The following is a 23,130-nucleotide window of genomic DNA, read 5'->3' on the forward strand; positions in this document are numbered from 1 at the left end:
ATAGAAGGGCTATTGGAAGAGGGCTACAGTATTGACTCCATATCAGGAAGCTCAATGGGAGCAGTAGTTGGTGGGGTATATGCTGCTGGCAAGCTCTCAGAGTTTAAAGAGTGGGTATCTAACCTTGACAGGGTTGATGTTTTTAAATTGATGGATTTCACCTTAAGCACCCAGGGTTTTGTAAGAGGTGAGAAGGTTTTTAATGAAATGAAAAAATTTATTGATGATAGAAATATTGAAGATCTCAATATTCCAATGTCAATAATAGCAACAGATATAGTTGGAAAAAAGGAAGTGGTGTTCAACAAAGGTGAATTATTTACCGCCATGAGAGCCTCTGCTGCCATTCCTTCAGTATTAAAACCAAGCCTTATTGATGGTATTGAATTGGTAGATGGGGGAGTCTATAACCCTATCCCGATATCTCATGTTAAAAGACACGATAATGATATTTTGGTCGTTTCTGATGTCAACGCCAACATCAAAAGCACTTTGAAAAAAGTTGAAGAAAAGCCTAATGGCAGGTTTTCAGAACTGATAGAAAAATGGAACAGCTTTTTTCCACGTGAATCTAAAACTAAAAGATTGAGCTATTTTGATTTAGTAGCCAACTCAGTTGACCTTATGCAGGATAGGATATCAGATTATATTTTAGAAATGAACCAACCTGATGTGCTTGTAAAGATCTCAAGAAATACCTGCGGAACATTTGAATTCTATAGAGCGGCTGAAGTAATTGAACATGGAAAAAAAGAATTTAAAAAAGCTTTAAAAAATGCATCAGAAGGAGTTAAATAATCTGGTTGGCAACGTTGATATCTACTTACTTGATCAAATTCTAAAAGGTACATTTGACAACACCAGAAGAATACTAGATGCCGGGTGTGGGGAGGGGAGAAACCTTCAATATTTTGTCAATAATCGGATGGAGGTACACGGTGTGGATATTAACCCTATGGCTATAAAAATGGCCCGAATAACTTATAAAACAATTCCAATAGATCAGCTCCAGGTAGAAAACCTGACCGAACTACCTTATAAAGATGGCTACTTTGACAGCGTCATTTGCATGGCGGTGCTACACTTCGCCACCAATGAGAATGAGTTCAAATTAATGCTGTCGGAGTTATCACGCGTATTGAAATCTGGAGGCACTATGCTCATAAGAATGGCCACCGATGTTGGGCTGAATTCGAAGAACAATGGTTCATTTACTTATCTGTTAGAAGGTTCTAAAATCGATGTGACTTTTGCTCAGGAAGAGCTGTTTTTTTCAGAGCCTTGGAAGTCAGTGGTGGTGGAAGGAAAAAGGTCAATGGGCACGTTTCTGCTCCACAAATTATAAACCTGTCTGGCCGTTGACAAACCATGTCATTTGGAATCCAAAATTTCAATTATCATCATTTATAGACTATCTTCAATTATCATAAAACCAATTAAATAGAAATGAAAAACCTAACATTTGTTCTAGCATTTATTTTAGTCACGTCAGTTTCAGTATCTGCTCAATCTTTTCGCGGTGTAGACAAAAGCCCACTAGATGTAGCCTATTTTCCTGATAACTTTGCTCATGACCGTAAAGATGACCAGAAGGCTATAATGAAAGTAACCTATAGCCGCCCCGCCAAAAAAGACAGAGATATTTTCGGCAAGCTTGTAGACTATGACAAGGTATGGAGAACTGGAGCGAATGAAGCTACAGAGATAAAACTATATCAGGATGTCACTTTCGGAGGCACAAAAATACCTGCTGGTACCTACTCTATCTTCACCATACCCACAGCAACTGACTGGACTATTATTTTCAGTTCAGACTTAGACTATTGGGGGTCATACAGATACAATAAAGATAATGATGTAGCCAGAGTAATGGCAAAATCAAAAGAGGGTAAAGACGTTATTGAAAACTTTAGTATTCAGTTTGACGAATCTGGTAGCAGCGCAGGTGTTATGAGACTTGGCTGGGATAAGGTAATAGTAGAGCTGCCCTTTACTTATTAATCTCAATTGAAAACATTCTAATAAACCTCATAGCTCAAGCAGTTAAGAGGTTTATTTTTTTAGGAACAACAGATATTGAAGCAGGCATATAGCCTATAAATTCACCATCGGCTTCAATACCACAACTCTCTGTCGATGACAATTCCAGCTTACTGGCAGTTTTATATTCTACCTTAGGGTGAGACAGTTCTTCACCGCGCTTAATCTTCTTAATGTTTTTTAGGTAATCCTTAATGCTGATATCCCCAGATATAACCACTGAAAATTGCCCATCCTGCATATCAGCTCTTGGTGCTATACACATGCCACTTCCAAAATACTTACCATTTGCCATTACCAGCGAATTGGTTTTGCCTTCATAATCCCAATCATTAGTATGACACTTTACATCCTGATTTTTGTAGGTTAAAAATGTTCGGGCAATTGCGGCAAAAAAGGTAAAGTTTGATCCGAATAGCTTCGTTGATTTGTTTACTCTTTTTACCACTTCAGCACCAATACCAATATCTGCAATATTCAGGAAATAATGTCTTCTACTCTCCAGATCAATAACTCCAATATCTATTTTAGAAGATTTCTCCCGGATTACAGCTTCAAACATATCCTTCATGCTAGCTGGTAACTTAATACTCTTCACAAAATCATTGGCAGTTCCAAAAGGTAAAATACCCAATACTACCTCCGGATTTTCGTGCCTCATTATGCCATTAATTACTTCATTAAGCGTGCCGTCCCCACCTACACCAATGATGTGCGTATAACCCTCATTTACAAATTCAAAAGCTAAGGAAGTGGCATGACCCTGAGCGGTGGTTTCAATGACATTGAACTCTACATCTTTTAATGTTTTTCTGACCTTAGAGAGTTCCTTATAGAATTTTTTCTTCCGATGGTTGTTGCCATTCAGAATGAACCCTACTTTAAACATAATGTTGTTATTTTTTTGACCTAGTTGTTTAAACTGTCTGAGTTAAGACAAATAAATTTAACGAGTTCTGTGTTATTGTGTTTAATTAAATGAAATTAAAAACATGAAGGCAATTTGGAATGGCACCGTTATAGCCGAAAGTAACGATACTGTAGTTATTGAAGGAAATCATTATTTCCCTGCTGATACTATTAAAAAGGAATATTTTAAATCCTCAGATACGCATACAGTTTGCCCATGGAAAGGCACCGCTTCTTACTACACTGTAGACGTTGATGGAGAGGCCAACAAAGATGCTGCATGGTATTATCCTGAAACCAGTGATTTGGCTAAAGCTATCAAAGGATATGTAGCATTTTGGAAGGGTGTGGAGGTGACTAAATAGGCTTTTCCTTAGTAGTAAGCCTCACTCTACCCAGGTATTTAAAGGCATCTACAAGCATGTAGGTGCCTATTCCGCCTGTTACACCACCAGCTACTAGTAGACCCTGACCTAGTTCATCATTTTCACGGCCTAGCATCAACCCTCCTACAATCGTAATGGTATAGCCTAGAGTGGCTACAAAAATGCCTCTCTGAAATTTAGACTTTGATTTTTCAAGATTTAAAGTGATGTTTTCTACATCTGCTCGAATAGAAAGAATCTCTTGTTTCAACTCATTGATATCACCTTTTTCCTGGGCATTGGTAAGAAATGACTGCGATATCAAATAAAGGGATAACCCAAAAACCAATAATTTCATAAATATCTATCCATGTTTTGGTCAAGAATTGACACTAGCCGTTGAGCCAGTCTTTAAATTCTTTAACCCTACTTCTACTAACTACCAAATTATGACCCAATGGTATATTTAGCAAAATTTCCATGCGATTATAATCAGTTCGTGCCTCTTTAATGGCATTTATATTGACAATCGCCTGCCTGCTTACTCTAAAAAATATTTTGGGATCTAATAGATCATTTTCGAGCGTCTCAAGGGTATGATCGATTAAGTATTTTTTGCCATCAGAAGTATATAAATGACAAATTTTATCTTCAGCATAAAAGAGGGAAATATCAGTGGTATTTCTGTATTGGATTCTTGTTCCCATTTTGACAAGAAACCGCTGCTTATAAGAACTTTTACCGCTTATTAAGTCAATAATTACCTGTTGGTTTATTGGAGACGCATTATTTGTCGAACTTTTAAGCTCTTTAAATTTATTAATAGCTGCCTGCAATTCATCATATAAAATTGGCTTTAGTAAGTAATCTATGCTATTTAATTTGAAAGCCTGAATAGCGAACTGGTCATATGCCGTGGTAAAAATGACTGCCTTATTGTAATCGATTTTAGTAAAAATTTCAAAGCTCTTACCATCTGCCAATTGAATATCCAAAAAAACAAGATCAATGTTTTCTTTATGACTTGACAGAAATGCAGCTGCTTCTTTAACAGTATCAATGCTTGCTAGCACCTGAATCGATGGGTCAATATCCCTGAGCAATTGCTCTAACCTTTCTACTGCCAGTTGCTCATCTTCAACAATAACAACATTCATAGTTCATTTATGATTGGAATTTTTACTTTGAATACCCCATTGGAGTTTGTTATGATGGCATCCTTTCCACATAAGTATTCATATCGCTTACGAATATTTGCTAAGCCAATATTCGTTGACTCTTCCTTGAATTCCTTTCTTAAAATACTGTTCTGAACGATGATATGAGTATCATCACTGAAAATATTTATGTTAAGTGGGTTCGATTTAGACACCACATTATGTTTTATGGCATTCTCTATAAGAAGCTGCAAAGTGGCGGGGGCTATCTGAGTATTATTCAAGGCATCAGGAATGTTTATTTCAATAGTCAAATTCTCCTGAAACCTAATTTTTAATAGATAAACATAAGACTCCAGAAAGCTCAGCTCCTCTTTTAGTGGTACAATTTTATTTTGTTCATGATTTAAAACATACCGATAAACTATGCTCAGCTGGTCTATAAATTTTGAAGCAGTGGCTGCATCTTTATGAACTAAAGAAGAAAGCACATTGAAACTATTAAACAAAAAATGAGGGTTGATCTGGCTCCTTAAAGCATTAAATTGAGCCTCAGCACTCTCTTTTTGAAATTTTTCAGCTAACAGCTGTGATTGATTATACCTGTTGACAAAAAAGAAAATAGCATTTATAGAATGCAAAAATAGATTTACTCTAAAAGTAAAGCCTAAGGATAATTTAAATGTGAGGTATAGATGAGTTGGATCATTAAAATATTTGCTAAGAGCAAGAGAGGTAAAGCCAGAATAGCCTACAACCATAATAAAACTTAAGGCAAAATATATCATAAGAGGATGTGCCTTCTCAGACCATCTTGGGAATCTTACAATATGCTGAATTACGCGGTTTCCCTCCCAAATTAATCCAACCAAAAATAACAGAATACTAAAGAAAAGGACAGGATTTATTGTGAAACCAAAAAGCCTATCACCCTCAGTGAAAAGTATATTAATGTAGGAATAGACTCCTAGAAGAAGTATAAATAAATATCTGAGTCTATGTTTAAACATAATTAAAGTTTAAAATGGTCGGGATAAAAAGTACCCCGACCATTAAAGATAAATATTATAGTGTTGGTAATAGCACTCCGTCTATTACGTGTACTACACCGTTCTCAATAGCAACGTCTGCAGCTGTTACAGTAAACACATTCCCATTAACATCTGTCACAGTAACTCCATTTTCAGTAACATTAACAGTTAGCATTTCTCCGTCCAGCGTTTCAAACATATCACCATCGCTCAAGTCGTGAGAGAAAGCAACTGCTGGCACAACATGATAAGTTAAGACATCAGTTACAGCTTCAGCTCCTAATTTATCCACCAAGCCATCAAGGTCAGCTACATCTTGAGCTTCTAACAAATCTGCAAAAGCTTGGTTCGTTGGAGCAAATACTGTTATTGCTTCAGCTCCTGTTAAAGTTCCTCCTAAGTTTAATGCTGTAACAGCATCAAGTAGAGTGGTTAAGCCTGCATCTGTGGCAGCATCAACTATATTAGGTAAAGTAATTTCTGGCAATAATACTCCATCAATAACATGAACCACACCATTCGCAATGGCTACATCTGCCACAGCTACATTATAACTAGTACCATTTGCATCAGTTACGGTGACTCCATCAGCTGATTTATTTACTGTTAGCATTTGTCCTGCTAATGTTTCAAACATCTGATCGCCATCTGCTAGGTCATGTGAAAAAGCAATCGCTGGTACAACGTGGAATCCTAATACAGATACAAGGTTTTCTAGTCCACCTAATTCTGCTACAAGTTGATTAAGATTACTAACACCATAAGCTTCTAACGCATTTCCAAATGCATCATTAGTAGGTGCAAATACTGTTATCGCTTCTGCATCTAATAAAGTAGATCCTAAATCTGCAGCAGTCACTGCATCTAACAATGTAGTTAACTCTGCAGCAGTAGCTGCTTCAACTATGGTTGGTAAAGCAAGTTCTGGAAGCAACACTCCATCAATAACATGAACAACTCCATTTTCTATGGCTACATCAGCAGTAACAACACTGTAGCTCGTTCCATTGGCATCAGTTACTGTTACCCCAGCACTAGTTTTAGTTACTGTTAACATCTGACCAGCCAATGTTTCAAACATTTGTTCACCATCAGCAAGATCTTCGGCAAAAGCTACTGCAGGTACAACATGAAATCCTAAAACTGTACCCAGGTTATCTAATCCACCCAATTCAGCCACTAATTCATCAAGATTGCTAACGCCATAAGCCTCCAAAGCAGCTCCAAAGGCATCATTAGTTGGCGCAAATACTGTTATAGCTTCAGCTTCTAGAAGCGTAGCACCTAAATCAGCAGCGGTTACTGCATCTAATAAAGTTGTCAAACCAGCTGCAGTAGCTGCTTCCACAATAGTAGGATTTGGCTCTGGCTGAGCGCTTTCAGGAATTAAAACGCCATCGATGGTATGAATGATACCATTGCTTGCTTCAACATCAAATGGCTCTGCTATGCTTATTCCATTAACAGTTAAATTATCTGCATCAATAGCTATAGTCTCTGCGTTAAGTGTTGCTACTGAACCTGTGGTTAAATCAGAAGAACGAACTGCTCCACTCACTACATGGTACAATAAAATTGATTCTAGATTCTCAACATCACCAACATTATCGGCTGTAATACCGGCAGCAGCAAAAGCTGCATCCGTAGGTGCAAAAACTGTGAAAGGGCCTGTTGCCTTCAAAGCAGTTACAAGTTCAGCTTCTGTTAAGGCAGCAGCTAACGTGTTGTATCCGCTAGCTACGGCTAATTCTACTAAATCTTGTTGTACTGCCACTGGGTCGTCATCATCGCTACAGCCTACAGCAATAAGACCAACTAAAAGTATACTGAAGAGGTAGGTAATAAACCTGTTACTCGTTTTTCTGTTGTTTTTCATGTTTTTAAAGTTTTTAAAGTTTGATGTTAGAACATTGAAAGGCAGAAGTGGATATGAATAAAATCGTGACTTTGAGAATAACAGGAGTGAATGGTAAATTTATTTTCGTGAATGGTATCTCCCATTTATTAAGGATATCTCTTATTTTTAGCTGATTAAGTAAAACACCCCAACATGAAAACCAACAAAGAGGACGCCAGTAAAACTGAAAATGAGATCCCTGAATGGCTCAAGGCAATCCAGATAAATTCCTGGGAAGCTGAGTTGCTCATTTCTGCATTACTACTTTATATGCTCTTTCAGGTGCCTGAGGTGATAGAGAACTACAGGGATCAACATTATGAGTTAGGTGGATTAATCTACAGAGTATTTGGCATTTTTATCAATGCTCTAAAGGTGCTCAGGATAGGATATTGCATTCATATAATCGCCCGCGGTATCTGGGTCGCCAGCGTTGGTTTAAGCTACATTTATCCTAAAAGTTTAAATATCGATAACCTAAAATTTAAGGGTAAATTTCGCAAAGAGCTTGAAGATGATATAGCACTGGACAAGACGATAAAAGGCCTTGAAAAGGTTGCCAGTATGAGCTATTCCATCTCTTTTATGCTTTCAGGGATGATCCTAAGTGCAGGAATGCTATTACTTTATCTGTTAGGTTTTGTAGAGTGGGTTTTAGTTCCAGCCACTAGAAGTGGCAATGCATGGTTTTTAGTATTTGCTTCTATTATATTGTTTGTCTACTGCATTATGGTTTTAATAATGTTTGTTGATTTCATTACCAATGGTTTTTTCAGAAGAGAGCCCTGGGCATCCAGACCATATTATTATGTAGCGGTGGCATTTCGGTACCTTACATTTTCATTCATTTATAACAGGATAAGCCTCACCATTATCTCTAACCTACCAAAATGGCAGGCACATATGGTCCCTATATTAGCTGTTATGTTAATTGGTGGGTATATGTTCATCAACGGTAAAATAAAGGACTTTGCAGAAGAAAAATACCTCGAATCTGCCTTTACTACTGTTAATAGGATGAACTATGAATCGCTCCGTAAAGATGATGACCCGATATTTGCCACTATTCAAAGTGATGTTATAGACGGAAACTTTATTAAGCTCTTTACCAACACCCATGGACAAATGGGCCTTTTATATTCTAAGGACTCCACAAATACTGGGGGATGGAGCAAATTAAATGAGCGGCAGCAATCCAAATATGCTGACCGATTTGTTAGGGTAGCCATCGATAATGAACGAATAGAAAACCTTGACTGGCTGGACTATAAACACCCAATAAGTTATGCCGTTGGTTTTATCAACTACATAGATGTTAGCAAGCTAAAAAGTGGTATGCATACGCTAACTGTTGATTTAGATACTGTTAACTTCAATGATCTTCAAAAGAAGACTATTCTTGAGCGTGATCCTCTTCTAATAAGGTATGCAAAAATAAACTTCTATAAAGCAGATTAAATTACTTGCAGTGCTCTTTGATTGAATCCTTCGCATCCTCAGAGCCTAGCTCTAATGCAGTATTGAGGTCAAGGCAGCCGTCATAGTTGTCGCCCATACTGATCTTACAAAGGCCTCTTTGATGAAAAGTCTCAGGGTCTTGTGGGTACAGCTCTATTGAAAAAGAATAGTCCTTTACCGCTCCTTTGTAATCTTCCTTAGCTGTTTTAGCCAAGGCCCTGTTGTCATAATAAACAGGGTTATATGGGTCCAACTCAATGGCCAGATTATAATCTTCAATAGCTGAATCAAAATCTTCAAGGTTGTAGTAGATAACTCCTCTTAAATTATAAGTATCAGGGTCTTCATCATACAACTCTATCGACCTAGTGTAATCTTCCAGCGCACCTTGAAAATCTTCATTCGTACTTTTTGCCAAAGCTCTGTTTTCATAAATGATCGGATCTTCTGCGTCTATGCTAAGTGCTTTGTCATAATCCTTTATTGATTCATCAACTTGCCCAATATTGTATTTAGCTACGCCTCTATAATTAAAAACTTCTGAGCTACTAGGGTCAAGTTCAATAGACTTGTTATAATCGTCAATAGCGCTGATATATTCCTCCAATTCAGCTTTTACAACCGCACGATTAAAATATTTGTCAGCATCCTGTGGATCAAGCTCAATTGACTTTGAGAAATCAAAATAGGCCCCTTCTAAATCTTCAACATTGTATTTAGCAAACCCTCTGTTATTATAAGCACTGGCAAATTTGGCATCAAACTTTATGGCCTTATCATAATCTTCAATGGCTCCAAAGTCATCCCCCAGATTAAACTTGGCCTCACCACGATTATTCAACGCCTCGGCATATGTGGAGTCCATCTCTAAAGCAAAGTTGTAATCTCCTATCGCTCCGTAAAAATCTCCAAGCTGATTCTTAGCATAGCCTCTTTTGTTATAAGCCTCCTTGTTTTTTGGCTCAGTGCTTATAGCTTTGTTGAGCACCTCAACGGCTTCCTTAAATTTATTCTTTTCAATATGATCATCTGCAGTTTTAATGAGGTCAGCGGCAGACTGACCAAACCCTGTTATTGATATTAGTAAAAAAACAAAGGCAAAGATTCTCATAGGTTTTATAGATTTAGGGTCAAATAAAATTGACGTTTGCCAAATATACAGATGATGTACCGTAATATTAAACGTCAACAATTAAAAACCTTGGTGTTATTGAGGTCGTTACTATCAGCTATAAATTAACTAAAACCACTATGTTGAAACATTTACTATCACTTTCATTATTGATAATTTTCGCATTTCAGTGCAAAGCTCAGGAAGAATCTGCTGAGCCTATTATGGACTGGGAAAAATATGACCCACCATCAACCTTAGTAGTACCTGAGCATGAAGTAAAAAGTGCTAAATATCCTTTTATTGATGTGCATAATCATCAGTTTTCTATGCCAACGCAGAACCTAAACGAACTGGTAGCAGAAATGGACAAGCTCAATATGGCTGTAATGGTTAACCTGAGCGGCAGAGGTAGAGGTTCGGACGAGCATTTGAAAGGCGCTCTAGATAATGTGAATAAAACAGCAGCCAACCGATTTATTGTTTTTACCAATATTGATGTAAGCACTATTAATGAAGAAGGCTGGACTGAGAAAACAGTTAAGCAAATAGAGAATGATGTTAAACTTGGCGCCAACGGACTGAAAATATATAAAAGTCAGACCATGGCTGTAGTTGATGGCGAAAGAATATCCATTAATGACACTAGAATTGACCCAGTATGGGCAAAATGTGGTGAGCTGGGCATACCAGTGCTCATCCATGCGGCTGACCCTAAACCTTTCTGGGATGAGCATGACGAACAGAATGAAAGATGGTTAGAACTTAAAGTTCGTCCACGCAGAAAGCGCGATGCTGACAACCCAGCGCCATGGGAAACTATCATTGCTGAACAGCACGATATCTTTAAAAAGCACCCTGGCACAAAATTTATCAATGCGCACTTGGGTTGGTATGCAAATGACCTTGCCACCCTAGCCAAATTGATGGACACTTATCCGAATATGTATGGTGAGATAGGTGCTGTTATCGCAGAACTTGGCCGTCAGCCAAGAATGGCCAAGGCCTTTATGACAAAGTACCAGGACCGAGTAATGTTTGGCAAAGATGCCTGGAACCCTGAGGAATATTACACCTACTTCAGAGTGCTGGAAACTGCCGATGAGTACTTCCCATACTACAAGCGTTATCATGCTTTCTGGAAAATGTACGGTCTCGATTTAGATGATGAAGTGCTTAAAAAGCTTTATTATAAGAATGCTTTGAAGGTGATTCCGAATATTGATAAGTCATTGTTTCCAAAAGACTAGGTTTTGCGAATAACGTCACTTCGAGCGAAGCGAGAAGTCTCCTTAATCTGAGGGAGATTTCTCACTTCACTACGTTTCTATTTGCAGTAGCGTTGATGAAGGAGATTCCGGATATTTTTTTAATAAAAAATTCCGGAATGACGGTTTTAGGAAATTATTTCAGAAATTCTTCGGTTGTCATAGTATCATTTTTTTATATTCACTTTTCAACCACCTAATTTTTTAATCATGACAGCAGAAGACATCCAAGCAGAAATCACCACACTAGAAGGACAACTTACAGGCGACATGTTTCAGGACATGGACATCAAAGACAAAATCCACAACCTTAAAATGAAATTGAACGGCACCAAGCCTATGGATCAGATGATCGAGTGCGAAGGGTGTGGGTCTTAATATCAAGGAAAGCTTAACTATTTTCTAATCCAAAGGCATAAACGCCTTAACTTAAAACGGCTCTGACTGCTCTTTTAAGCGGGCAGATGAAAATTTGGCGAGCGGATGTGTGATGGAGCCCTGTGCGCAAGAAATTTTCAAAAGCTTTTTTGATTCGTTTTTTGGCTTATCAAAAAATGAATACTTAAAAATACTTTCATAGCCATTATTCAAAAATGGAAAGCAAAAAATCTCTCTACGACCTCACCAAAGAGGACTGGAATACGCTATTCCCTGTAAAATTATATGATCATAATCCTGAATGGAAAGTGATTTTTAAGCTGGAAAAAGAAGTCATTCTGGATAAGCTAGGTGACGATGTGTTGAGAATAGAGCACTTTGGTAGCACTTCCATACCTAACATAAAAGCCAAGCCTTATATTGATATCATCATAGAAATTGAAAAGGAGAAGTTGTTTGATGAAGACATTATTTCAAAGCTTAGTGAACTTGAATATACTCACTTCAAAGTCCCTGAAAGAGAAGGTATTGATGCCTACATGTCATTTGGCAAGGGTTATAATTTAGAAGGAGAAAACGGCCAGATCTTTCACATACATATGTGTCCAAAAGATAATTACATGTGGAATCAGCTGGATTTTCGTGACTACCTTATTGCCAATCCAGATCGAGCGAAAGCTTATGAAAAATTGAAACTGGAATTGGCTGATAAATATGTGAACGACAGGGGCAATTATATGCTGTCCAAAACTGATTTTATTAAAGAGACTTTGGCATTGGCTAATAAATAAGAATTCTCAAAAAAATCCACCATATCGCCATCATCTGCTCTGACTATGAGAAGTCAAAGGCTTTTTATACTGACATTCTGGGGTTAACCGTGATTCAGGAAGTTTATAGGAAAGAGCGCAATTCTTATAAACTTGATCTGGCACTCAATGGAGAGTATGTCATTGAGCTTTTCTCATTTCCCAATCCTCCACAACGGCCAACACAACCAGAAGCTACAGGTTTAAGACATCTCGCCTTTGAAGTTGATAATATTGATCAAGTTGCTGCCCATTTGAAAAGTAATGGAGTAGAAGCCGAACCGATCAGAGTTGATGAATATACCGGCAAGAAGTTTCTATTCTTCTTTGATCCTGATGATCTGCCACTGGAACTTTATGAAGTTTAAGTAGCTGACTACAAGCTGACAAACCTACCAAATCCATCAACGGTTAAACATTCCATTATTTTTTCCTGTATTTTCATCACATGAAAAAGTTTATCCTACTATTAAGCCTGTCAGTCTTGATGCTAAGCAAAACTGAGGCACAAACCAATGATGAAAAATATCTTTCAAAAGTTCAGTCCCTTGATAGCACTCTCTATAATTTATATGCTGTAATCTCTGGTGAAAAAGGAGTGAAACGCGATTGGGAGTTATTCAGATATTTATTTCATGCGGATGCCAAGCTAATTCCATCAGGAAAGAATCAGGAAGGTATAATTGGGGCAAGGTTCATGTCACCAGATGACTATGTAAATTCCTCAGGTACCTATCTTGAGCAAAATGGTTTTTTCGAAAAAGAGATTCATCGGGAGGTAGACACTTTTGGCAATATCACGCAGGTGTTCAGCACATATGAGTCTTACCGTTCGGAGAAAGATGAAAAGCCATTTGCCAGAGGCATCAATAGCATCCAGCTCTTATATGATGGCAGTCGCTACTGGATTATTAACATTTATTGGATGGCCGAAACCGCTGAACACCCATTACCTGAAAAGTATTTACCTCACTAATGCAACAACCAAGAATAGTAGAAATTGAACGTAAATTGATGGCTGGCCATTGTATCACTACGAGCCTGGCAGAGAATGCAACATTCTCTCTATGGTCAAAATTTAGGGCACAAGAATCAGCAATAAAAAACAAGCTGAATACAGATCTATATTCTGTTGAGATTTTTGAGAAAGACCTAGACTTTAGAGATTTCACGCCACAGACGCAGTTTGAAAAGTGGGCAGCTGTGGAAGTGAGTGACCTGGATAGTGTGCCTGAAGGAATGAAGAAATTAACCATTGAGGCAGGACTTTATGCCGTATTTATTCATCACGGTCCTGCTCGTGCATTTCCTCAAACAGCACAATATATTCATGGCCAATGGATGCCTCAGTCTGGCTACCAGCTAGATGACAGGCCACATTTTGAAATTATGACCGGGGACTATAAAGGGCCTAATCACCCTGAAGCCGAAGAAGAGATTTGGGTTCCCATAAAGAAAAAATAAAATGAGTGGTACACTTAAAATAGCCATGGCACAGATAGCGCCAGTGTGGTTGAATAAGCAAAAAACATTAGATAAGGTGATGTCTTCCATCTCAGAAGCGGCCGATCAAAAGTGCGATCTGGTAGTGTTTGGTGAGGGACTAATTCCCGGCTATCCCTTCTGGTTAGCAATGACCAATGGTGCTGAATTTGAATCCAGCATTCAGAAAGAAATACATGCTCACTATATCAAAAATTCCATTCAAATTGAGTCAGGCGACCTGGATGCGATAAGTAAAATCGCCAAAGAAAAATCAATAGCCATCTATCTTGGCATCATTGAAAGAGCACAAAACAGAGGTGGCCATAGCGTTTATTGCTCTTTGGTTTACATCGGCAAAAAAGGTGTAATCCAATCTGTACACAGAAAGCTGCAGCCCACCTATGAAGAGCGCCTTACATGGTCTCCCGGTGATGGTCATGGACTTAGGGTGCATGCGCTGGAAGGTTTTACAGTGGGTGGTCTCAACTGCTGGGAGAATTGGATGCCTTTAGCGAGAACAGCTTTATATGGTATGGGCGAAAATCTGCATATAGCGGTATGGCCGGGCTCAGAGCATAACACAATTGATATTACCAGATTTATTGCTAAAGAATCCCGGTCTTTTGTCGTTTCTGTTTCTTCGCTAATGAGAATTTCTGACTTTCCAGCAGATACCCCTCATTTAGATAAGATTCTGGAAAATTCTCCTGAAATACTTGCCAATGGTGGCTCCTGCATTGCAGGACCAGATGGACAATGGGTGATAGCACCTGTAAAAGATAAGGAAGGCCTGATTACAGCATCCATTGATATTCAAAAGGTGTATGAAGAAAGGCAGAATTTCGATCCATCGGGTCATTATTCAAGGCCTGATGTAACGCAGCTCACTGTAAATAGGGAAAGGCAGTCTGTCTTGAAAATTGTAGACTAATAATACAGGAAAATTCTCCTCCTGGAGCAGCAGGGGTGGTTGCTTCTAAGGCTCTTGCCGGACATGTTCCGGCATCTCACAAAACCTAGAGACCCCAGAATAAATCCGGGGAAGAAACTCCTCTTTATAGAGGGAAATTTAGATCAGTTCGTTAAACATATGAGCTACCGCACATATAATTCCCCTTTTACAATCTCAGGAGTTGACTAAATTGTGGTTCTGAATTAATTGAACCTAAACCATGAGAAGAATTTTTTCACTCCTCTTCATTGCACTTGTAGCATGCAATGCCCCAGTCGAAAACACAGAAGTAAGCAAGTGGGAAGCACAAGCCGCCAATGTAGAAATCATCAGAGATGACTTTGGCGTACCACACATTTATGGAAAAACAGATGCTGATGCTGTTTTTGGATTGTTATATGCGCAATGTGAAGACGACTTTAACAGAGTAGAGCAAAATTACATCTGGGCTACGGGAAGGCTGGCCGAAGTTGAGGGCGAAGAAGCTATCTATAGTGACCTGAGAGCAAAACTTTTCATGACGGAAGAAGAGGCTATTGCCAATTATGAAAACAGTCCTGACTGGCTCAAGGAACTATGTGATGCTTTTGCAGATGGCATAAACTATTATCTTCATACACATCCTGAGGTGAAACCTAAATTATTAACTCGATTTGAGCCTTGGATGCCAATGTATTTCAGTGAGGGCTCTATCGGTGGTGATATTGAAAGAGTATCCACCAAAGGCATCAAAGAGTTATATGAAAAAAACCTAGACCATGCTGTGGCAGCTGCGGACCCCGGTTTGACGCGATTGGATGATAATGAACCCAGAGGTTCTAATGGAATAGCCATTGCTGGAGAGCACACGGCATCTGGCAAAGCTATGTTACTTATCAATCCACATACTTCCTTTTTCTTTAGAGGTGAAGTGCATGTGGTTAGCGAAGAAGGTTTAAACGCTTATGGAGCGGTAACCTGGGGGCAGTTTTTTGTTTATCAGGGATTTAATGAAAAAACGGGCTGGATGCACACCTCCACTTATACAGATGTGATGGATGAATATGTGGAAACTGTAATTAAGAATGAAGATGGATATCTGTATAAATATGGCAAAGAAAACAGGCCTGTAAAAAGCCTGGATGTGACATTAAAATATAAAGATGGTGAAGAAGTAAAAGAAAGGGATTTTACCATGTACAGAACGCACCATGGCCCGGTTACAGGAAATATTGATGGTAAATGGGTGTCCACAGCTATGATGTGGGATCCCGTCAATGCATTGATACAATCTTATACCAGAACAAAGCAGGATGGACATAAGTCATTCAGAGAGATGATGAATATCCGAACAAACTCTTCCAACAATACGGTGTATGCCGATGCTGAAGGTAATATCGCTTACTATCATGGAAATTTCATCCCTAAAAGAGATACATCATTCAATTTCTTAGAGCCTTTGGATGGCAGTAATCCTGCTACAGACTGGCAGCGACTACATACGGTGGATGAAAGTATAGTGGTGATTAATCCAGAAACAGGATGGATTCAAAACTGTAACTCTACACCATTTACAAGTGCCGGAGATTACAGTCCAAAAGCTGAGGACTATCCGGTTTATATGTCAGCCAATCAGGAAAATTTTAGAGGTGTACATGCCATCAAATTATTGAAAGAGGCAAACAACCTCACACTTGATGGTCTTATTAAGCTAGCCTATGATCCATGGATACCGGCCTTTGAAGCCACCATCCCAGGATTGATTACAGCCTTAGAAAATAGCAATGACAATCAGGAACTGCTTGACGAACTTAAGGCCTGGGATTATAAGGTTTCAACATCTTCAATACCAGTGTCGATAGCCCACTTCTATAACATCAACTATCTCCGCGATGGAGAATTCTCTGATGGTTTATCATTTATGGAACGACTAAACTATGCTGGTAGCGAATCACCAGAAGAAGAAAGATTAGCAATTTTACAAAAAACAATAGATCAGTTAAATGAAGACTTTGGTAGCTGGAAAACGCCATGGGGTGAGATTAACCGATATCAGAGAATCAACGGTGACATCAGGCAAGATTTTAATGATAGCTTACCTAGTATTGGTGTGGGCATGGCCAGTGGCCGCTGGGGAGCACTGGCTTCATTTGGTGCCAGATCATATGAAAACACAAAGCGTATTTATGGAACATCAGGAAACAGCTTCGTAGCCGTGGTAGAATTTGGCGATAAGGTTAAAGCCAAATCGATGCTGGCTGGTGGCCAAAGTGGTGACCCTGATTCTCCTCACTTTGATGATCAGGCACAGCGGTATGCCGATTGTCAGTTTAAAGATGTAGCATATTACAAAGAAGACGTAGAGAAAAGAGCAGAAAGCCGCTATCACCCTGGTGAAAAATAAATTGATGCTTGGACTACAGATAAATAGAAACTGAATTTAAATGATGTACTTTTCCTGTTGGATAACCACATCACTAAAAAAACAAAGCCATGGCCAAATCGCAGGATGCCAAGAAAAGTGTTAAAAAGGAAGCTCTAAAAAGTCCTAAGGAAAAGAAAGAAGAGAAAAGACTAAAGAAAGCAAAAAAGGGAGGATTTTAACCTCCTTTTTTTGATAGAATTCAATCTAACTGGTTGAATTGATATTATGGTAGTTGGCGCACAAAAAAACCAGCCCCTGAACGACTACCTCGCCCAGGGGCCTTTCAACAAAGCCAACTAGTTCTTTGTGTCTGCTTCATCTTTTGAGCCAACCGTCTTGAGATCGTTGGCCCTCATAAATTCTAACACAGCCCTAGCTTTATCCACCGCTAGATGCTGATCCGGCATTTTCACTTCATTTTCCTCCAGCAGCTTATGAGCAACAGAATCATGTTCTACCATAATGCCCACATTCAGAATCATATTCATTATCCATTCAGGACTTCTTCTATTTGTAATGCCTGCCCAACCCGGACCAACCAATTTGATAGAGTCGCTTCGATGGCAATTATCACATCGCTTCTCAAAAATGATTTTACCTTCAGTAATGAGGGCAACATCTAGCGGATCACTGGTATCAATGTAAGTGACATTTCCTTTTGTTGTTGTGTCACTTTCTATCTGATCATCTTGATTGTTCTCTGGTGGTGGCACATTACAGGCAAGCAGAAATGATATGCCTGTGAGTGTTATATAATATACTAAATTTTTCATGACGGTGGTGTTTAGTTTGATTCTTTAATTGTCATACATATTAGCATCATTATTAATCAATTCTTATGACTTGGAGCATGATCAAAACTGATAAAAATCAAGAATGACAAAGGAGAACAATTCTTTGATTTTTGCTTACTTACTTACTAGTAAGTATATTTGCTCCAAATGGACACAAAAACTGAAATAATGGACCTGGCAGAGCAATTAATACGCTCCAGAGGCTATAATTCATTCAGTTATAAAGACATTTCTTCTGCATTGAACATTAAAAATGCAGCCATTCATTACCATTTTCCTGCTAAGCATGATCTCGGCAAAGCCATTATTAACCGAACAAGGTTGCGCTTTGCTCAGCACATAAGCGAATGGAAAACGGCTAGCCCCACCAGGCAGCTTGAGCAATTCATAGCTACCTATGAAGGCGCTAATGAAAAAGAATTGATTTGCTTTATGGGATCGCTGGGGCCTTCTTACAAAACTTTACCCGAGTCAATGCAAAAGGAGTTAACAGCGGCAAGCTTTGAAATACGTAGTTGGATCAGGATTATTCTTAAAGCCGGATTGGCCGATGGTAGTTTTTCTTTCAATGAAAATCTGGAAGAAAAAAGTGATGCCATCATCACGTCTTTGCTGGCTTCATTAATAATGAATCGGGTAACAGGAGAAAATATATTAGCATCTATTAAATCTGTAATATTCACAGGCCTTCAGAGAGAAGCGCTTTAAACTAATAAATTATGAAAGTCAGAAGAGTAGCAGTAACAGGACTTGGCGCACTTACGCCCATTGGCAATACAGTTGATGAATTTTGGAACAACCTAATAGCCGGGAAGAGTGGCTCAGCTCCGATCACTAAATTCGACACTACACTATTCAAAACTAATTTTGCCTGCGAGCTAAAAAACTTTGACCTCGAAGACTATTTTGATAAAAAGACGATCAGAAAAAATGATCCTTTCACACTTTATGCATTAATCGCATCAAGAGAGGCCATGAAAGATGCCGCTTTTAATACTGAAGTGCTAGATAACAATAAATGCGGTGTGATCTGGGCCTCAGGTAATGGTGGTATTACCACCTTTGAATCTGAAATGTTGGAATATGCAGCTTCTGAAATTGGGCCCAGGTTTAGTCCTTTCTTCATCCCTAAAATATTATCGGATTCTCCGTCAGGGGCTATCGCCCTGGAGCATACCTTTAGAGGCATAAATTACTGCACTGTATCGGCATGTGCATCTGGTACAAGTGCAGTTATGGATGCCTTTAACTATATAAAATGGGGTAAGGCCAAGGTGATGATTGCCGGAGGTTCAGAGGCTCCAATAACCCAAGCAGCCATCGGGGGTTTCAATGCCATGAAAGCACTATCAACAAGAAATGATGATCCGTCAACTGCCTCAAGGCCATTCGATCAGGAGCGTGACGGTTTCGTGATGGGGGAAGGTGCTGGAGCACTCATCTTAGAAGATTGGGATCATGCGGTAGCCAGAGGAGCAAAGATTTATGCTGAAGTTGTGGGAGCAGGTATGTCAAACGATGCCTACCATAGCACGGCAACCCATCCAGAAGGACTTGGAGCCAGGCTGGCAATAGAAATGGCCTTGGAAGATGCTGAAATCTCCGCTGATAAAATAGATTATGTAAACATGCATGCCACCAGCACCCCTGTCGGTGATTTATCAGAATTACATGCCTTAAAATCATTAGTTGGGAATGGAAAAACCTTGCAGGTAAGCGCCACCAAATCAATGACTGGTCATTTACTTGGTGCGGCTGGTGCTATTGAGGCAGTAGCCACAGTTAAAGCCATGGTAGAGTCCACTGTTCCACCTACTATCAATACTAAAAATGTAGATGAAGCCTTACCAGAGGGCATTGATTTAACTTTAGGTAAAGCGGTGAAAAAGGAAATGAACTATGCGATGAGCAATACCTTTGGCTTTGGCGGTCACAATGCGATTGCGTTGTTTAAGAAGGTTTAGTTTAAATTATTCCCTAAAATCGATGCTTCTCTGTGCATCTCAGCGTCCTCTGTGGTTAATAAAAAATTAAAACCGCAGAGTTAACAGAGTAACGCAGAGAAGAAGTTTTTGAAGCGGTACTAGTAATTAAAAATCATCAACAATGGCTTCTACCACTTCTTCTTTATCCTTTTTTAGCTTATTGCGCATCAGGAAAGATTCGTATTTCATCTCAATTTTATCTTTCTGATGAGGAGTATAAGATAGTCTGAGGTTTTCAGCAGTCCAATGATAAAAGCCAGACCGATAATGATATTCTGGCTCACCAAAGGCCTTCTTTAGTCCTTTGTATAGGTTCGGATCCTTATCAGTGACTACAATAATTTGAAATATAGAGTCTCTATAGGTCTTTACTTCCAAATCATAAATTTTAAGACTGCCGATACTTTCATAATACCCCTTTATAGGCACATAGATTTTAGCCTCTGGAAATAATTTATCATCAGTTTCCTTTTTAAACTCTAGCCCCTCATAATCTAAAACCGAGGTGTTCACCTTTATGTCCTTGAAGCCGTTTCGCTTGTCCAATTCTCTTACATCCTGGGCCTCTGCAAGCCCTGCCGAAAAAAGAAATAGCATCAAAATGGTAACTCTCATAGTATTACAATTTGATGCTAAAATAACGAACTGTGATTAGAAATCAACTGATGCTAGTTTTCATTAATGTTTTGTAAAACATTTTGAATAACCTCATTACCGAACGACTGCTTCTCAGCACAGAAATTAATAGACACTCTTAAGGCCTTTAATCCATGTGCGCCCTGCAGCTCTTCAAGTTCTAACCATTCCACTTCCTCTTTCAGGTAATCTATAGACTGCAAGTATGAGATATAACGCATATATTCATCAGCTTCCTTCTGCTGAGTATAAACAATGGCCACCTTGCCAGGCTGTGTTAATCGTTCTGTGGTATCTTTAATAAACGCCTTATCAATACGCTTCTTAACAATTTCATACCTGATATTATAAGCACCATCTACATCAAAATGCTTCTCGTCCTTTCTAAACTTGATAGACAAGGGCTCTCCATGCACCAATATCAGCTGTGTGATATCTAACGGAGTAGATAAAGTAGGCTTCAATGCCTCCACTCTATTAGCAATCTCACACATTGTGATCAATTGCCACAGCCTAAAGTTATTGAGGTATAAGGTGTCAAAGGTCTTATCCTTGACCATTGACTGCCCTAAGTAGATGTTATACTCAACACCATCAGTCTTATACTTTTCAAAATAATGCGGGAAGATCTGCTGTGCCTCCTCTTCTACCGTATCTAAATAAGCACTAATAGTCTCATTGATTTTGGTAAGGCTTTGCTCAAAGCTTTTACGCTTATTATAAATCACGCCTAATTCTGGATCCAGCTGCTCCTCATATTTTTCAATGATACCTTTATGCTCAGCGTCTATGATCTTAAAGTGGTTGAATGCCGGTACAATTTCGTTCTTCAGAAAATCGAGCACTGAAGTTTCATCTCCAGAATTAAGGCCTTTACTTATTTTATTAAGCTCATTGTCAATTCTGAATTTCATCTCATTCAAAATCGGCATTTCTTGCTTCAAAGTAACGGCAGCTATCACCTTTTTAGCCTGTTTCAGATTATCAATAAGGTCTTTCTGAATAGCGGTGTTTCGCTCATTGGATGAATTACGAATATCTGATAAGCCATAAAGTGGATAAACCCCTGGAAATGTAATATCAGACAAAGTCACTTTTTTACCAGAATTCCTTTTACTCAGAATTTTATACCCCTCTTCTAAAAATTTCCATTCCACACTTGGGTGAATAGCTGTACACTCTTCTTGAATAATGGCGCGAACTTCCGTTTTCATGTCCTCCAGAACTCTTCTTACCGCAGCGGTAAACATTGGCAATACAGCCTCCATTTTACTGGCACTAACAGGATTTAATTTACTGGCATATGGAGTTCCTAATTCAAGCATACCTATGACCTCATTGTCATATATCAATGGGGCAATGGCTACATTATTTATTCCCTGATCTATCAGACTTTTTTCTACATGGGTCTTATCAGCCATTTTTGAAAGGTCTTCAATAATCACAGGTCGCTGTTGCTGGAATGCTCTGTCATACATTGATCCAGCAAAATAATTACATGAAAGACCCTCCGGCTGGCAAGGCATCATAAAACTGTTCCAATTGCTCAGACCTTGATTAGAAATAATATTGTTATCAACATCAAAAAACGAAAGGCCTAACTTCATTTCCGGAAGTTTGAATATGGACCTAATCTTTTTCTGGATGGTTTCGAAGCTCATTGGACAGGTGACCGCGTCCTTTTTCAGCAGGTCGTACTTTATCGAAGAAATCATTTCTTCAACCGTTACCTCCACAAGTCTGCAAATATTAAAGCCCTGAAATACAAAATTATCAGGGTCTATATGTTGCAGCCATAGCTCAGTATTGTAAAGATCATCCATCATGAGGCTCAGATTCTCCTCACTGATGGGTTTAATCTCTCCCACATTGACAACATCAACAAAATCTGAACTAAAGTCTACTTTATATATTCTATCAAGACCGGTTGCTGTGTCGGGTATTGTCACTAACATTGGTTCATCTAGTTCAATGTTAGTGTTATAGAATTTTTTAAGAATAAGCGCAGATGCCTTGATAATCTTACCTGCAGACATGTTTTTAGCTTCATTCTTAAGCGCAATATCTTCCCTGATTTTATCTAAAGGAAGAATAGCTTTAAAACCTTCGGTAGCGAAAAAGCCTTTGAAATTAAAAGGTACGAGCCCTGCCGACAGTTCTGTGTCTATTAAAGCACTGGGAATAATGGCACTCATTAAAAACCCGACAAGCTCTTTGTGTTTTTCTAAAACTGCCAGATCATCAATAGGTTGTTTTAGTTCCGGAGCCTCTTTAATACTCCTTAATATATGCTCGGTAGGATAAAGGCCAATACCATTATCCTTCTTGAGGTTGCTCTCCCAATACTCTACCAATGAACTTAAGTTCAGTTGAGATTTGAAGGGAAAAGTATCTATAGATAATTTTTTATTCATGTTCTTCTGGTTGATAAAAGGAAGAACGAGAATGATT

The 23,130-nt window shown here is 38.8% G+C and carries 24 protein-coding genes; 15 read left to right on the forward strand and 9 right to left on the reverse strand.

The features are described from left to right. The 3 genes from E1140_RS16495 to E1140_RS16505 form a co-directional block, all read left to right on the forward strand. Window positions 1-798 (forward strand): patatin-like phospholipase family protein (locus E1140_RS16495; RefSeq protein ID WP_155186408.1); only part of this gene is annotated, 798 nt, incomplete at its 5' end. Then, window positions 776-1,345, forward strand: coding sequence for a class I SAM-dependent methyltransferase (locus E1140_RS16500; protein ID WP_155186411.1), 570 nt, complete (start codon window positions 776-778; stop codon window positions 1,343-1,345). The genes E1140_RS16495 and E1140_RS16500, both read left to right, overlap by 23 nt. Before the next feature lie 101 nt (window positions 1,346-1,446). Further along, window positions 1,447-2,001 carry a DUF2911 domain-containing protein gene (locus E1140_RS16505; protein WP_155186414.1) on the forward strand — a complete coding sequence of 185 codons (555 nt, stop codon included), beginning with the start codon at window positions 1,447-1,449 and terminating at the stop codon, window positions 1,999-2,001. Between the two features lie 34 nt (window positions 2,002-2,035). Here the strand turns inward: E1140_RS16505 and E1140_RS16510 are convergent, their stop codons facing one another. Beyond that, window positions 2,036-2,929, reverse strand: a complete 894-nt coding sequence (locus E1140_RS16510) for a diacylglycerol/lipid kinase family protein (protein ID WP_155186417.1) — start codon at window positions 2,927-2,929, stop codon at window positions 2,036-2,038. A gap of 103 nt (window positions 2,930-3,032) precedes the next feature. On the opposite strand from E1140_RS16510, the gene E1140_RS16515 reads away from it, so the two are divergent. Further along, window positions 3,033-3,314 (forward strand): DUF427 domain-containing protein, encoded by a 282-nt coding sequence (locus E1140_RS16515; protein ID WP_155186420.1) that lies wholly within the window; start codon window positions 3,033-3,035, stop codon window positions 3,312-3,314. On the opposite strand, the gene E1140_RS16520 is transcribed toward E1140_RS16515, so the two are convergent. From E1140_RS16520 to E1140_RS16535, 4 genes are read right to left on the reverse strand one after another with little or no spacing between them, the layout of a single operon-like run. Further along, window positions 3,307-3,672 carry a hypothetical protein gene (locus tag E1140_RS16520; RefSeq protein WP_155186423.1) on the reverse strand — a complete coding sequence of 122 codons (366 nt, stop codon included), beginning with the start codon at window positions 3,670-3,672 and terminating at the stop codon, window positions 3,307-3,309. The two genes, E1140_RS16515 and E1140_RS16520, sit on opposite strands and share 8 nt — an antisense overlap. Before the next feature lie 34 nt (window positions 3,673-3,706). Continuing rightward, entirely contained in the window at window positions 3,707-4,471 is a 765-nt protein-coding gene (locus E1140_RS16525) for a LytR/AlgR family response regulator transcription factor (RefSeq protein ID WP_155186426.1), read from the reverse strand. After that, a complete protein-coding gene (locus tag E1140_RS16530; protein ID WP_155186429.1) occupies window positions 4,468-5,481 on the reverse strand; it encodes a sensor histidine kinase in 1,014 nt (337 codons plus the stop codon). The genes E1140_RS16525 and E1140_RS16530 overlap by 4 nt, the downstream gene beginning before the upstream one ends. 55 nt (window positions 5,482-5,536) lie before the next feature. Further along, window positions 5,537-7,378 (reverse strand): fasciclin domain-containing protein, encoded by a 1,842-nt coding sequence (locus tag E1140_RS16535; RefSeq protein ID WP_155186434.1) that lies wholly within the window; start codon window positions 7,376-7,378, stop codon window positions 5,537-5,539. Window positions 7,379-7,552: 174 nt separating this feature from the next. Between E1140_RS16535 and E1140_RS16540 the strand changes: the two genes are divergently transcribed. After that, on the forward strand, window positions 7,553-8,857 hold the full coding sequence (locus E1140_RS16540) for a hypothetical protein (RefSeq protein WP_155186439.1): 1,305 nt from the start codon (window positions 7,553-7,555) through the stop codon (window positions 8,855-8,857). 1 nt (window position 8,858) lies between these two features. Here the strand turns inward: E1140_RS16540 and E1140_RS16545 are convergent, their stop codons facing one another. Further along, window positions 8,859-9,968, reverse strand: a complete 1,110-nt coding sequence (locus E1140_RS16545) for a tetratricopeptide repeat protein (protein WP_155186442.1) — start codon at window positions 9,966-9,968, stop codon at window positions 8,859-8,861. Between the two features lie 140 nt (window positions 9,969-10,108). On the opposite strand from E1140_RS16545, the gene E1140_RS16550 reads away from it, so the two are divergent. The 8 genes from E1140_RS16550 to E1140_RS16580 all read left to right on the forward strand — a co-directional run bounded on the left by E1140_RS16550 (window position 10,109) and on the right by E1140_RS16580 (window position 17,243). Continuing rightward, window positions 10,109-11,218 (forward strand): amidohydrolase family protein, encoded by a 1,110-nt coding sequence (locus E1140_RS16550; protein ID WP_155186445.1) that lies wholly within the window; start codon window positions 10,109-10,111, stop codon window positions 11,216-11,218. Window positions 11,219-11,446: 228 nt separating this feature from the next. Further along, complete coding sequence (locus tag E1140_RS21575) at window positions 11,447-11,614, forward strand: hypothetical protein (RefSeq protein WP_185153640.1); 168 nt, start codon at window positions 11,447-11,449, stop codon at window positions 11,612-11,614. A gap of 215 nt (window positions 11,615-11,829) precedes the next feature. Next, window positions 11,830-12,405 carry a GrpB family protein gene (locus tag E1140_RS16555; protein ID WP_155186448.1) on the forward strand — a complete coding sequence of 192 codons (576 nt, stop codon included), beginning with the start codon at window positions 11,830-11,832 and terminating at the stop codon, window positions 12,403-12,405. Then, complete coding sequence (gloA2, locus tag E1140_RS16560; protein ID WP_343034262.1) at window positions 12,402-12,791, forward strand: SMU1112c/YaeR family gloxylase I-like metalloprotein; 390 nt, start codon at window positions 12,402-12,404, stop codon at window positions 12,789-12,791. The genes E1140_RS16555 and gloA2 overlap by 4 nt, the downstream gene beginning before the upstream one ends. A gap of 80 nt (window positions 12,792-12,871) precedes the next feature. Further along, the gene (locus E1140_RS16565; protein WP_155186451.1) at window positions 12,872-13,399 is read left to right on the forward strand and encodes a hypothetical protein; all 528 of its coding nucleotides are present in this window, start codon (window positions 12,872-12,874) and stop codon (window positions 13,397-13,399) included. Continuing rightward, window positions 13,399-13,887, forward strand: a complete 489-nt coding sequence (locus tag E1140_RS16570) for a GyrI-like domain-containing protein (RefSeq protein WP_155186453.1) — start codon at window positions 13,399-13,401, stop codon at window positions 13,885-13,887. Before E1140_RS16565 ends, E1140_RS16570 begins: the two co-directional genes overlap by 1 nt. A gap of 1 nt (window position 13,888) precedes the next feature. Beyond that, on the forward strand, window positions 13,889-14,839 hold the full coding sequence (locus E1140_RS16575) for a carbon-nitrogen hydrolase family protein (RefSeq protein WP_155186456.1): 951 nt from the start codon (window positions 13,889-13,891) through the stop codon (window positions 14,837-14,839). A 241-nt stretch (window positions 14,840-15,080) separates the two neighbouring features. Continuing rightward, on the forward strand, window positions 15,081-17,243 hold the full coding sequence (locus tag E1140_RS16580; RefSeq protein WP_155186458.1) for a penicillin acylase family protein: 2,163 nt from the start codon (window positions 15,081-15,083) through the stop codon (window positions 17,241-17,243). A 317-nt stretch (window positions 17,244-17,560) separates the two neighbouring features. Here E1140_RS16580 and E1140_RS16590 read toward each other — a convergent pair whose 3' ends face one another. Continuing rightward, a complete protein-coding gene (locus E1140_RS16590) occupies window positions 17,561-18,037 on the reverse strand; it encodes a c-type cytochrome (RefSeq protein ID WP_155186463.1) in 477 nt (158 codons plus the stop codon). 168 nt (window positions 18,038-18,205) lie between these two features. Between E1140_RS16590 and E1140_RS16595 the strand changes: the two genes are divergently transcribed. Both E1140_RS16595 and fabF read left to right on the forward strand, forming a co-directional pair. Further along, window positions 18,206-18,766: a TetR/AcrR family transcriptional regulator gene (locus tag E1140_RS16595; RefSeq protein ID WP_155186468.1), complete on the forward strand. Its 561-nt coding sequence runs from the start codon at window positions 18,206-18,208 to the stop codon at window positions 18,764-18,766. A gap of 11 nt (window positions 18,767-18,777) precedes the next feature. After that, window positions 18,778-20,022: a beta-ketoacyl-ACP synthase II gene (fabF, locus tag E1140_RS16600; protein ID WP_155186470.1), complete on the forward strand. Its 1,245-nt coding sequence runs from the start codon at window positions 18,778-18,780 to the stop codon at window positions 20,020-20,022. Between the two features lie 126 nt (window positions 20,023-20,148). Here fabF and E1140_RS16605 read toward each other — a convergent pair whose 3' ends face one another. Further along, window positions 20,149-20,658 carry a hypothetical protein gene (locus E1140_RS16605; protein ID WP_155186473.1) on the reverse strand — a complete coding sequence of 170 codons (510 nt, stop codon included), beginning with the start codon at window positions 20,656-20,658 and terminating at the stop codon, window positions 20,149-20,151. Window positions 20,659-20,711: 53 nt separating this feature from the next. Then, window positions 20,712-23,093 (reverse strand): GAF domain-containing protein, encoded by a 2,382-nt coding sequence (locus tag E1140_RS16610; RefSeq protein ID WP_155186476.1) that lies wholly within the window; start codon window positions 23,091-23,093, stop codon window positions 20,712-20,714. Window positions 23,094-23,130 lie beyond the last annotated feature (37 nt).

The sequence above is a fragment of the Fulvivirga lutimaris genome (assembly GCF_009711525.1).
GTDB lineage: Bacteria > Bacteroidota > Bacteroidia > Cytophagales > Cyclobacteriaceae > Fulvivirga > Fulvivirga lutimaris.